The sequence below is a fragment of the Neisseriaceae bacterium CLB008 genome, assembly GCA_041228285.1.
Taxonomy (GTDB): Bacteria; Pseudomonadota; Gammaproteobacteria; order Burkholderiales; family Neisseriaceae; genus JAGNPU01.
The window spans coordinates 639,451-652,729 of sequence record CP166133.1 but is presented as its reverse complement, the minus strand read 5'-3'; the positions used below and the strand labels follow the sequence as shown (position 1 = coordinate 652,729).

Annotated in this window: 5 protein-coding genes; 1 reads left to right on the top strand and 4 read right to left on the bottom strand. The window is 52.4% G+C overall.

What is annotated here, in order from left to right; translation table 11 throughout:
• Positions 1-22 precede the first annotated feature (22 nt).
• Positions 23-232, bottom strand: a complete 210-nt coding sequence (locus AB8Q18_02845; GenBank protein ID XDZ51999.1) for a heavy-metal-associated domain-containing protein — start codon at positions 230-232, stop codon at positions 23-25.
• 190 nt (positions 233-422) lie between these two features.
• Positions 423-1,040, bottom strand: coding sequence for a tetratricopeptide repeat protein (locus AB8Q18_02840; protein ID XDZ51998.1), 618 nt, complete (start codon positions 1,038-1,040; stop codon positions 423-425).
• Positions 1,041-1,554: 514 nt separating this feature from the next.
• Between AB8Q18_02840 and AB8Q18_02835 the strand changes: the two genes are divergently transcribed.
• On the top strand, positions 1,555-8,982 hold the full coding sequence (locus AB8Q18_02835) for an autotransporter outer membrane beta-barrel domain-containing protein (GenBank protein XDZ51997.1): 7,428 nt from the start codon (positions 1,555-1,557) through the stop codon (positions 8,980-8,982).
• Positions 8,983-9,042: 60 nt separating this feature from the next.
• On the opposite strand, the gene AB8Q18_02830 is transcribed toward AB8Q18_02835, so the two are convergent.
• Together AB8Q18_02830 and AB8Q18_02825 are read right to left on the bottom strand one after the other, a co-directional pair.
• A complete protein-coding gene (locus AB8Q18_02830; protein ID XDZ51996.1) occupies positions 9,043-12,105 on the bottom strand; it encodes an AAA family ATPase in 3,063 nt (1,020 codons plus the stop codon).
• The gene (locus AB8Q18_02825; protein XDZ51995.1) at positions 12,102-13,247 is read right to left on the bottom strand and encodes an exonuclease SbcCD subunit D; all 1,146 of its coding nucleotides are present in this window, start codon (positions 13,245-13,247) and stop codon (positions 12,102-12,104) included. Before AB8Q18_02825 ends, AB8Q18_02830 begins: the two co-directional genes overlap by 4 nt.
• Between the last annotated feature and the right edge of the window lie 32 nt (positions 13,248-13,279).

Sequence of the window (13,279 nt, the reverse complement as noted above, 5' to 3'; positions counted from 1 at the left end):
CAACCTCCTGTCTCAATAGTGTTTAAGCTTGGCCGACTTCATAGCCTTCAGCGACAACCGCTTCGGTCAAATCAGCCACGCTGACCGTGCCATCGGTGTCTACCGTAGCCAGCTTGGTTTCTAGATCAACGTTCACGCTGGTCACGCCCTCAACGTCGGTTAAGGCTTCGGTCACGTGGGCCACGCATTTACGGCAAGTCATGCCCAAAACAGTCATTTGAATGGTACTCATGGTATTACTCCTTATAAAGTGTATGGTGTGTTGAAAACCATCACAGCTTAAACCTTCCCCAGAGGGTAAGGTCAAGGCCTATTGTTTACTTTATTTAGCCACGCCACACGCAACCCCATCCAAAATCACCACGCAGCAAAAAGCCCGTTTAAAAACAATCAGTTTTTAAACGGGCTTTTATTATCGTCTTTTATGGCTGTAGCGCTTCTAAAGCCTTCAGGGCGGCGACATCGCCACCCTTACTGGCCTGGCGATACCAATACATCGCAGAGCCGGTGTTTTGTGCCACGCCCACGCCTTGGGCGTAGAGTTCAGCCAACTGCCGCTGCGCTCGAACCACGCCCACACGGGCGGCCTTATCTAGCCACACGGCGCCTTGGTGGGCATCGATGGCGCCGGTTTTACCAGCCAGATAAGCTAGGCCTAACTCATAATAAGCATAGGGGTAATCGTGTTCCGCCGCTTGACGCAACCACTTCATCGCCACCGCTAAATCAGGTTCATTCACGCCCAAGCCATCTTCATAAAATAAAGACAGATAATATTCTGCTTCGGCACTGCCATTCTCTGCGGCGGTTTCCATCCAATAAAATGCCTGCTCGGGATCCGCCTCAACCTCTTGGCCTTTTAAATACATCACGCCCATATTGATTTGTTCTTGGGTATTATGCGCATCAGCACGCAAGAGCAAGCGTTGCGCGGCGGCCTCACCACTTTGCTGTGCATCAGCAAGTACCAATGACATAAAGGCAATGGGCAACAGTAAACACACACTTAATAAACTCAACCGACGCTTCAATAAAACCATGCTGCTTTCTCTCCCGCTGCCTAATCATCATTCGTACGCGTCATGATAGCCATTATGGCCTCACATGAGAACAGCTGAATGGTTAAAAATATGTAAATATTTTCATCACGATAGGTTAAATCAATGCATGCCGAGCAACTTATCCCTCTGCATTCTCATTATTCATTATAGATTGAACCACTGTTTCCCATCACCCTAATACTTAATGCCAAGAAAAACAATAACACATTGAAAAACCGATGATTATTAGATCAATTCAACCTTAAACACACTGTAACATATCAACCACAATATCCCACCAGCAAAAAAATAAAATGGTAGTACTATCAATTACTTAAAAAAATCAGATCTGAATCAATTTTTAATTACTAATGAATTTAACATTTCTAATCAATACACTACAAAAAGAACGCCAGCATGCGTAGTATAAAAACTAATAGCATAAAACTTTGACACGCTTCCTCCCATTCAGGCCAATTTATTTAAGCCAGCACCAAACCATAAAGGAACTATCATGAATAAAGTGTATAAAGTCGTCAAAAATGCGCGCACCGGCCTCTTAACGGTGGTTTCTGAATTAGCAAGCAGCCATCAATCGACCCAAACCGTCGGTCAACGGCCTGCGGCCAGAGCCTCTGGAGCAAAAGTCCGACGCACCGTCTTGGCGCTCTCACTGTGCACTCTATTCATGGCACCAGCCCATGCGGACACAACCGTCGACCTACACCCCATCTACAATCCTGGCCAATTCATCTGGGGCAGTGATGGTAAAATTACCGGCATCAATCCTGATAACGCCAATAATTTTAAAAAAGCCTTGGAGTTCGGCACCTCCATCACCACAGACCCCGGTAAGTCTTATGTACTTAATTTCAAGCCCATGGGCCAAGCCGTAGATTTTCAAGCCGAAAACGTTTTGCCTTTTGAAGAGGTAGATTTACAACCACTGTTTGACAAGGGTGCGGCCATCATTTATGACAACTCCGTCCCCAATGGTGAAGACAACCCATTAAATGCGCCCCCCACTTGGGAAGACTGGGCTTTCAATGATAAGAATATGCTGGTTATCAAGTGGCAGTTAGATGATGGTGAATGGGTTGAAACGGAAGTTTTCGACGCCAATAAGATTAAATTTGACAATAAATTCAGTTTTTTTGCCAAAGTATTAAAAGAACAGCCTAGCGAACCGTTCCATGAGCTCACACTGGCCCGTATTCACGATGGCACCCTCACCTTAGCCCCAGATGAAGACCCCAACTGGCTCCTAGGACAAACCAAACACAGCTCTTTATTTATTGCCCAAGGCACCGGTGCCAACACTGCCACCCTCAACGTCACCAAACCCATGACGGTTACCTTTAGTGATGCCGTCTCAATGAATGACGCTCTGCCTGGAGACACCGTGAATTTTGGCCAAACCAAAAAATTGGCAGGTAAAATTTACATCAAACAACTAGATGGTTTTTACGACCCTAAAACAGACACTACCTATGATGGTCACTTCGATATCGACAATGAAGCCGCCCTCATTGATTACAACAATGTCCTCATAGCCGCCATTACCAATAACAGACTGATCTCAAATGATTATGATGGTTTAATTAAAAAAGCGTTAGTTTCCACCACTGATGCCGAAAAAATATACACCCTTAAATATCAATACACGCCTAGCGACGATCCTGCAGAATATTACATCAGTACCGCGATGGCTACAGACACAGGCATGCGCAGCCTCATTGAGGCACATGGATCAAATGCCGTGGTCAATATTCAGCCCGACGCTAAAATCCGCGCCATAGGCTCTGCTGAACTATACGCCTATAATTTATACGTTCACGACCAAGCCACCGTCCACCACCATGCCACTAACGCCGTCATCAATCTAGGCACCCAAAATGCCCTCGTGGTCGACGCGACCTTCATCAACGAGGCCGACGGTCGTTTGCTCTTCGGTTATGAATCCGCTGACGGCACCTTCCCCGACGGTGGCACTACGGCCCGCGTTCATGCTGACCAGGTTCAAAAGCCCGATGGCGTCTATCGAAACAAGGGGGCCATTTTTGTGTCAGCCCCGCACGGGGGTGACGACGTCCGTAACGTTGCTTTGGCTATTGGTTTAGGCGCTTTAGGTGAAAATAGCGGCCAATTTACCATCGCCCCAAACGCAACTCAGCGCGGTGAAGGCGTGGCCACTGGCGCCCACATCCAAAATAATGGCCGCTTCCACAACACCGCAAATGGCGTCATGAACATTGGCCTAAACAATACCCTTGCCGGCGGCAACCCCAGTGACAACCTAGACGTTGACAACACCTACAGCGCCATCAGTACCTATTACAACGATCCTAATGACACCGTCTCCATCATCAATGACGGCACCATCAATATGGGCGCCAATGTTAGAAACGCAGTGGCCATCAACACCGACCACACGCCAGGCTCAACCAGCAACGACCGTTTTGATCACATAAAGATTGTGAACAACCACATCATTAACGTCGATGGCCACAACACCGCCGGGATTAAAGTCGTGGGTGAGGTAGGCCACAATGGAGAGCAAATCAGCAATAGCGAGACAGGCCAAATTAATGTCAAAGGTAAAAATGCCACGGCCTTGTTCGCCAAAAGCGGCGCCAAAGTCTACAATAAAGGGCAAATCATCGTCGACGGTACCGGCCACGCCAGTACGGATGCATTTAGCTACGGCGTGCGCGTAGACAATGCCGAAGCCATTCTTTCTGGAGCACAAAGCAAGGTCACTATTAAAGGCGTCAACACCATTGGCGTCTTCGCTCGCAGCGGTGGCCAGGTCAACGTAGCCGATGGCGCCACAGTGGTTTTTGACGCTGGCAGCAATCAAATAGGCTATTGGATTTCTGGACGAAATGCTCAGGAAAGCTCAAGCATCCGCTTTGATGGTCAACCGGTTAACCTCACGGTAGCCAACGAAGCCTCCACCCTATTCCGAGTTGACCAAGCCGCCAGCTTCCTTGCAGACAACGACCTATACACCTTTAACATCACGGGTAAACGCGCCACTGGCTTCTACGTAGCCAGCGCGGGCACCCAATTAGACACAGGGGGCATGACGTTAAACGTCGACAGCGAGAACGCAACCGGGCTGACCATTAACTCAGGTGCAGGTGCTGATAACAAGGTACTTCTCAGCGAACACTCCAAGATTAACGTCAAAGGTAAAGATGCATCGGTCGCCATTGTCGATGGCCGCCACTATAATCTTCATGGCGACGCCAGTACCGGCAAACCCAAAGCCAAACTCATCACCAAAGCCGCCCTTACCTCAGCCAACGTAGCCCAAGGGGCCGTGGCTTATAAGGCTTTAGAAGAAGGTATTTTACGACATGAAGGCAGCATCGACTTCACCCAATCGCCAGACTCAGTAGGCATCTACGTCAAAGGTGGCGTAGTCGACAACGACAACGCCGCCAGTGTGCTGGTCAACGGCGTAGGCGTCGACATTTACGGTGCCAATTCACACATTCTTAATCTAGGCAGAATTACCGCCACTGACGGCACCGCAGCCGTAAGGCTGAACGAAGGCGCCAGCTTAACCTTACAAGGCAAAGAAGGTGCCGGCCTTGTTAAAGGCGAAGGCAGCGCCGACGGTGTCCGAGTACATGCGGGCGCCAGCCTCACCGCAGATCAGGCTCAAATTGCCATTTCGGGCTCAGGCAGTGGCATCCAATTTTTAAACACTGACGGCGATGGCGGCGCCAATAAAACATTTAAGCTCACCGGTTCTGGGCTCATTACGGTGGCTGGAAACGATGGTAAAGGCCTCACGCTACAAGCAGAGGATGCCTCCGGAGCACCCATCATGGCCACCAGTAATCTGGATACTTCTGGCGCAACAAACTTACTGATTAAGGTTGAAAAGGCCGCTGGCCAAGGGATCGTTACCAACACATCCGGCTGGGTTAAGACAGGCACCAGCGTAGACATTACTCAAGCCCAAGGCCAATCAGCGCTCATCGTCACGGGCAAAAGCCAATTGATTGAACAATACGGCAACCTCACCTCCCAATCAGACCACGCTGCCGTGGTTGACTTAACGGCGCTCAATCATGACTTTACCTTTACCAACCAAGGAAAAATCACCGCCCAAACCGATCAGCACATCGCCATTGATGCTGCCAATATTGATCAAAACGTGAAGTTTACCAATCAATCTACAGGTAATATCATCGGCACAACGGCGCTGGGCGGCGGCAATAACCAAGTCGCGTTGAAAGATACCAGTTCAACAGGCGATCTGACGGCTAAAAATGGCCACAATGTCATTAACTTAACCGAAAAAGCCGTCGCACGAGACATCACTTTGGGGGATGGCAACAATACCCTAACCTTAAACCAGACCAGCCAAGCAAACGATTTTAAAGCGGGCAACGGCAACAACACCATCACCCTGAATGGTGGTACGAAAATCAACACCGCCACCACCGGCACTAGTCAAACGGGTAATCAATTTATTTTAAACAATGTCAGCGAAGCCCAAGGAGGCCCTTTATTCAACACCCTCACAGCGGGATCTGGCACCAAGGACAGACTCACATTACAAGGTGACAGCCACTATGCCTTAATCGACCCTGCCAAAATTAATGGATTTGAACAGCTGTGGATCAAGGCCGGTGCCAAATTTGAATGGCGAAACACCGACATCGTTCTCAATGAACAATTGCCCGAGGATGGCGTGACGGTTGAAGCCAATGCAGAACTCTTTGTGAATCAAAGTGATCAGGGCGCCTTTACTTTCAAACACCAGTTGGCTGGTGAAGGCTTAGTCCGCACCCACACTAAAGGAGCCGCTTTTGACTTTGACACCGCCAGCGCTCAGCACAGCAGCCAAAACTTTACCGGTACATTAGGGCTAGGGGCAGGTACGTTTGACATTGCCAACGACAATACCCGAGCCTTAACTCAGGCCGTTTTACGCCTAGATCAAGAAGGCATCGCCACCGTTCGAGAAGTCCAAGGCATGGGCATACAGAAAATGGGGGGCCTCATGTTTAATGGCGGCACCTTAAAATTTGCAGAAAACATCACCGGTAAGAAAAAGCTGCAAAGCCACATTCAAGTAGATCACCTTAACTTAATCCAAGCAGACGGTACGGTTGAGGCCACCGCTGCCGGTTTTGACAACCTACCAACGCCCAACGTTGATTTTAATCTACCCTTACTAGAACAGGATGAAGGCGATGCCATCGTGCAACTGGTTGCCGCCACTAAGGTCAGCGGCATTGCTGACCCCCTCACGCTGACGCTTCTAGATGCCCAAGGACAAGCGATCACCACCACGCCCACGCAGCAAGACATTCGACAAAACGGCCAGAAGGTTGCCACCGCAAGCTACGACTATGGTTTTCAAACCACGGTACAGCGTGGCGGCGCAGATGATGGCCTATACGTCGCCTACAAGCTCACCGAAATCGACCTGCAAGGCACAGGCAAAAATGCCCTAGTGTTGGCTGCTGCTGCAGGAAAACAGGGAGGGGCCAGCCGCCTCGATGCTCAGTTAACCGGCAGCGGTGATTTGGCCATCAACAGCGACAGCGACTGGGTTGGCCTTGCCAACTGGCGTAACAACTACAGCGGCCAAACCCTTGTCCAAAGAGGCAAACTAAGGCTCGAAGCAGACACCGTTTTGGGCAACACCAGCGTCTTGGATTTGGCCAGCGGTACTGAAGTCAACTTCAATTCAACCGCTGGCACGGCCACTACTCAAACCATTGGCCAGCTCAAAAGCCAAGCCGGTTCTGAGTTGGCGTTAGCCGACGGCACCTTAACCATCAAGCAAGGCGGCGTGTCTGACGGGCGCATCAGCGGCAGCCAAAAAGCCACTTTAGTGGCCGAAAACGGCAGCCTCAAGGTCAATGGTGCCAATGCCCCATTGGCTGCCCACATCGACATCAAGGCGCCGGCCAGCATTGACCTAAACAATGCTCAGGGCCTCGGCTCTGGCCTTATTACCAATGCCGGTAAGCTAAACCTCAATCAGGCCCAAGGCGTGTTGCGTAACGACATCGAGGACAAAGGCCAAGTCAACCTAAAAGGCGCCAGCATCGAGCTAGCCGGCAATAACCAAAACTTTGCCGGTTCATTTAACATCGATGGCAGCAGCACCTTGCAAGCTGCGGTACCGAACCACCTTGGCAGCAGCGTGGTGAACAACAGCGGTACCTTCATCGTCAACCAAGCCGACACCCAGAATGTCTGGACCTTAGCCAATGAAATCAAAGGCACAGGCACTTTGGTTAAAGCCAACGCCGGAACCTTGGCGCTGACCACGGCATCGGCCCAGTACACCGGCACCACCGACATTAAGGGCGGCACGCTTCTGGCCGGTAGCAAAGATCAAGCCCTAACCCTCAACAGCCGTCAGGTAAACGTGGGTAAAGGCACTCAGTTTAGCGGCTTTGGTGAAGCCAAAGGCTCAGTCGACAACCAAGGCACCTTCTTTGTGGGCGGCCTAGATAAAACTGAGCAAAGCGACACCACCCAATACCGCGTGGCAGGCAACTTCAGCAATAACGGCGGTAGCATCAAGCTAGGCAGTAAAGAAGGCACGGGCAGCCGCCTCAACGTTGGAGGGAATTTTATCGCCAACGGCGGGCGTATTGACATGAACACCATCCTCAATAAGGGCCACGCAGAAACCGAGACCGATCAACTGGTGGTGGCCGGTAACGTCACCGTTGGCGCCAATGGCCCCACTACCCTCTATATCACCCCCGTTGGCGGTAAAGGCGCTGACACCCGTAAGCAGCCCGACGCGATTAAAGTTGTCGACGTTGGCGGCACCTCAGCAAATCAAGCCTTTAAGCTAGGTGCGCCTGTCGCCATCGGTATTTATGAATATCTATTACACAAAGGCTATAAAGACAATAGCTGGTATCTAGACTCCTATGACACCAATGTCTATCCACCGGATGAAAATAAGGTACCGCCAGTCGATAAACCCAACCCCTTAATTGGCACCTACTTAGCCAACCAAAGTGCGGCCCTGAGCATGTTCCAAATGACGCTGCATGATCGCCTAGGCGAGCCCCAGTATGCCAATAGTCTGAAAGGAGAAGATCGGGCCACCTCTGTGTGGATGCGCGTGGTAGCCGATCGTCAAAAACATGAAGCGGCCAACGGCTTTCTGAAGCTCAAAGGCAATACCTACACCACCCAAATAGGTGGCGACATCATCCAGTGGCACGATGAAGGCAACCACAGAAGCCGCATTGGGCTGATGGCGGCCTACGGCAAAAGCGACTACACCAGCCGCTCTAAAACCACCGGTTCTGAAGCTAAAGGCAAAATTAAAAATGCCTACAGCCTAGGCGTGTACGGTACGTGGTATCAGGATCATGACCAACCGAAAGGCGCTTATGTCGACGCATGGGCTCAATACTCATGGTTTAAAAATGAAGTGTCCATGGGCCGATCAGCCAAGGATACTTACAACAGTAACCTCTTTAGCGCCTCGATTGAAGGCGGATACACCTTTAAAATTCATCAGCAAGATGAATTCAAACAGTGGGAACTACAGCCTCAGGCGCAAATTACCTTCAATGCCTTTGACTCTGACGCCAGCGTTCACGCCACAGGCCTAAAAACCAACGGCACTAATGAAAACAGCATACTCACCCGTCTAGGGGCACGCCTCACCTACGCCAATCGCTATGAAGCAGATAAATCGGTGCAACCGTTTGCTGAGCTGAACTGGATTCACAGCAATGCCAACAACAGCATCGTGTTTAACGACCGATATACGTTTAAAGACGAGATCCCCAGCAACCGCTTTGAAATTAAAGTCGGCGCCGAAGGTCAGTTGTCTAAGAATTGGTCTGTCTGGGGCAATATGGCCCACCAAACCGGCAAGCACAGCTACTCCGCTTACCGCGCCATGGTGGGTGCTAAATATCAATGGCAATAGGCCTAGCCTAAAACAAACAGCCGCTACCTTAAGGAGCGGCTGTTTTTTAATGCGGCAGCGCTAACTCAGTGCTGTCTCATGAAGGCGAATACGGCTGCCCATTAGGCTGGGCACCACATCAATACGCAGCAACATTTGCTCTTTCAGCTCGGATACATGTGAGATCAAACCAATCATGCGGCCACTGGCCTGAAGGTCAATCAAGGTATTCATGGCCAAATCTAAAGATTCACTGTCTAAGCTGCCAAAACCTTCGTCGATGAATAAAGTATCCAAACGCACCCCGCCCGAGTAGGCCTGTACGACGTCCGACAAACCCAACGCCAAAGCCAAGGCCGCCAAAAATGACTCACCCCCAGAAAGCGTCGCCACGTCACGAGCCTTACCTGTATAGGCATCCTCTACCTGCAAATCCAAACCGCTGGCGCGATTGCCCTTGCTTTTTTCATCTTTACGCAAAAGCGTGTAACGGCCCTTACTCATCAAGCGCAATCGGGTTGAGGCCTGAATCAACACATCATCCAGTAAAACGCTCAACACAAAGCGCTGTAGGTTAATTTTAGCGCCGTGGCGGCCAGAAGCCACCTCATTGAGGGTGCCATAAATGGCGAACTCAGCCTCTAATTCGGCATTGGCCTGATGGGCCAGCAAGAGCTTGCGCTGGGTGCTGGTTAAGGCTTGGTATCGATGAAAACACGTTTCATATAAAGCCTCTTGTTCAGCCACCACGCTCGCAGCAGCCTCTTGTGTCGCTTGTAGCCCCGCCATGTCTGGGCACTCTTTAGCCTGCAAGAGCTGGACCAATCCCGCCAAGCGGCCTTGCTGCGTTTGTAAGGCTTCTTGGTGTTCAGCCAGCTGAGCCTGCCACTGCGCCATGGCCTCCGGACTGGCTAACGCCACCTGCTGTTCGGCCTCATCCTTAAAGTAGGCCTGCCACTGCTGCTGCCATTGAGCCTGCGCTTCTGCTCGCGCCTGCTCTGCCGCCTGTAGCTGCCGTTCAGCATTGGCCTGATGGGCCACGGCGGCGGCTAGTTCAGCCTGACTGGTCTGCCAAGCCGTTTGCGCGTTATGGAGCCTTGTTTCTGCCGCTGTCAACGCACGCTGTGCTTGGTCTCGTGCCTGCGCCAGCGCTTCAGGACGACGATAGGCTTCAGGCAATAAAGCTTCCAGTTTTCCCACCGTGACGGCCTGCTCGGCCAGCTGTTTTTCTGCCTGCTGCAGCGTCTGGGCCAGTGCCTCTCCTTGCGTTTGGGCCTCTTGTAAAGCCTGCGTCTGCTGTTTTAACTGTTGGCGATGCGTTTCAGCCTGCACCTGCCGACGCAGTAAGGCCTGCCACTGCGCCTCAGCCTCAATCGCCGCTACCTCAAGTTCGGCTACCGACTGCGCTGCCCACTCACCCAAGCCAGCCTCAAGCTCAGCCAGCTGCGGAGCCAATAAATTCAGCTCAGTCACCCATCGATGCACGGCTTGCTCTGCTTGATGCTGGGCCGAAACGGCCTGGGCCAAACCCTCGTTCGCCTCTGCCACGCTGGCCTCATCCACCAGATCACCTTGAGCCAGCGCCGGTGCAGGATGGGTGGTGCTGCCGCATACTGGACAGGCTAATCCCGCTTGCAGCTGCGCTGCTAACCAAGCAGCTTGCTGGCTATGCCAGGCATAGGCCTTAGTTTTGGCGGCGACATCCGCAGCCTCAACCGCGTCACGCGCAACGGCCAAGGCTTGCTGGGCCTGATGATGCTTGGCTGAGGATTCTTGCTGCTGCACCTGTAGACGAGCCCACTTTTGCTTCCCTTTCAGCCGCTCAGCACTGCGCTGAGCGCTTTGCTGAAGGGTGGCTAAGCCTGCCAACGCAATCTGGTCTGCCTCAACGGTTTCGGTTAAAGCCTTTAGCAATCGATTTTGTTGAGCATAGTGCTGTCTGGCCGCCAGCAAGGCCTGCTCTGCCGTTTTCACCTCAGCACTTTGTGCGCGCTGTTGGGCCAGCGCCGCCACCAACGGTACCTGCTGCTGTTCATAACCATTTAAAGCCTGCAGCTGCTGCTTGAGCTGATCAATCTGTCTTGACTGGCCTTCAGCCAAACGTAAGGCGGCCTGGTGAGCGGCTTCAGCCTGAGTCGACTGAACCAACTGTGCCGATGCCAAACTGAGCTGCTGTTGTACGTTCAGCACCGCCTGCTCTGCCTGCTGTTGCTGTCGCCACGCGGGCTGAATCAATTGAGCCTGCTGAGCCCGCACCAACCGCTGCTGAACATCTTGCATCGCCGGTGCCGCCAGCTGTAATTGCTGTAAGCGCGTCTGGGTTTGAGCCTGCTCCTCAAACTGTGCTTGCAGCTGCGTGGCTTCGGCTTGAGCGGTACTGGCCCGATGCAGCTGCGCCTGAGCATCAGCCCGCTGCGCCTTAGCGGCCGCCAAAGCCTGCGTCGCCGTCGCCAGCTCGGCCAACAAGGCCTCTTCATCAGCCACGTCCACGCCCAGCAGCAGGCCCTTCACCCGCTCATCGTGGGCCAGCTTGGCTTGTTGAATGCCGCTGGCTTTTTGCTTAAGCGCCTCTTCGATACGCTGATAAATTTGGGTTTGAAACAAACGGCTAAAAATCTGTTCACGTGATTTGGAGTCTGCCAGCAATAAGGCCCGAAACTGCCCCTGCGGTAAAATCATCACCTGCCGAAACTGCTCTGCCGTCAAGCCAAGTAGCTCTTCAATCGCCGCATTAGCCTCCGTCACTTTACGGCTCGTCATCAGGCGCTCTGCCCCATCATCGGCACACTCATACAGCGTGGCCTCGGCAGCCTGGTCGGTATAACCCTCGCCACGGCTTTTCGGCCGCTGCTGCTGCGGCATACGCTCAATCCGATAGCGCTTAGCGCCGAGCTGGAATGTTAGCTGCACCTGCGTGGGCAGCTGCTCTGGTGCCAGATCGCAGCGCATTTGTGCCCCTTCGCGTTCATTGCCGGTGGTTTGGCCATAAAGAGCAAAGCAAATGGCGTCGAGTAAAGCACTTTTACCCGCCCCTGTTGGTCCGTTAATTAAAAACAGCGGATGCTCACCCAGCAGCCTAAAATCTACCCGTTCGGTGCCGGAAAAAGGCCCAAAAGCCTGTATCTGTAAAACCAAAGGCCTCATGCCAAATCCTTATTTTTCGTGGTCAGCTCACTCACCAACGCCGTCATGGCCTCAGCCTGAGCCTCACTCAATGGCTGGCCTTGAACCTGCTGATAAAAATCATCAAAGAGCGCCAATGGGCCTTTTTTTAATTGCCGCTGGCTCACATTCACCGGCCGCTCTTGATTAAAAGCCAGCCGCTCCATATGCAACACATTAGGGTATACCGCCCTTACCTGGGCCATCGCATCAAGTAAGGCCTGCTGATCGGTTAAGCGCACCAAAACATAGTCATCCGCCGCGGGGTCGACGCCGCCTTGCGCCTTCACTTCGGCCAGCGTGCCTTCAATGATGCGCATGTCACGCAAGGGCGTGAGGGGTAAATGAGTGATTTCAGCCACGCGTTGCTGGGCCAGCGTGATCAAAGTCACGCCCTTTTTCTGACCCACCTCAGAAAAGCTGTATTTTAATAAGGAGCCCGAATAGCGTATGTGCTCAGCACCTTTGGCCTGAGGGCTATGTAGATGGCCTAAGGCCACATAATCAAACGGCAACATCGGCGCGGCCGCCACTTGATCGGCACCGCCGATGGCCAGAGGCCGTTCTGAATCAGAAGCCGCCGCGCCGCTGACAAAGCAGTGACTCATGCACACATTGGCCACGTCCGGCCGCATCTGCGTCACAATCGCCTCGACTAGGGCCGTATGCGCCTCATCAAAGGTGCGTACCGACAGCCCTAGTTCTGTACGCACTTCTTCCGGCGTATGGTAGGGCACGCCGTACACATGAACCGTTTGCTCGCCCTGTTGGATCACTACTGGTTCGGTCACCTGCGCCAAATCGCCCAGAATGTGTAAGCCAGAGGCTTTTAGCTGGCTGGCGCCAAAGCGCAGCCGCACGGCACTGTCGTGATTTCCTGAGATTAAAATCAGCGGCGTTTTTAAGCGACCGCATACTTCGCTCACCACCTCATCCAACAGCGCCACGGCATCTGCCGGTGGCACTGATCGGTCGTAGATGTCACCGCTGACCAAGAGTGCGCTCACCTGATAAGCCTCAATATAAGCCACAATCTGTTGGAGTACGTGGCGCTGGTCTGCCAATAGCGAAGCTTGGTGAAACTGACGGCCCAAATGCCAGTCAGAGGTGTGTAATAGTTTCATGCTGCTCATTCCATATGCCGCGATGCCCTCAT

Coding starts and splice junctions, on each gene's coding strand:
- AB8Q18_02845 (XDZ51999.1), bottom strand. CDS start 232: ATGAGTACCATTCAAATGACTGTTTTGGGCATGACTTGCCGTAAATGC.
- AB8Q18_02840 (XDZ51998.1), bottom strand. CDS start 1,040: ATGGTTTTATTGAAGCGTCGGTTGAGTTTATTAAGTGTGTGTTTACTG.
- AB8Q18_02835 (XDZ51997.1), top strand. CDS start 1,555: ATGAATAAAGTGTATAAAGTCGTCAAAAATGCGCGCACCGGCCTCTTA.
- AB8Q18_02830 (XDZ51996.1), bottom strand. CDS start 12,105: ATGAGGCCTTTGGTTTTACAGATACAGGCTTTTGGGCCTTTTTCCGGC.
- AB8Q18_02825 (XDZ51995.1), bottom strand. CDS start 13,247: ATGAAACTATTACACACCTCTGACTGGCATTTGGGCCGTCAGTTTCAC.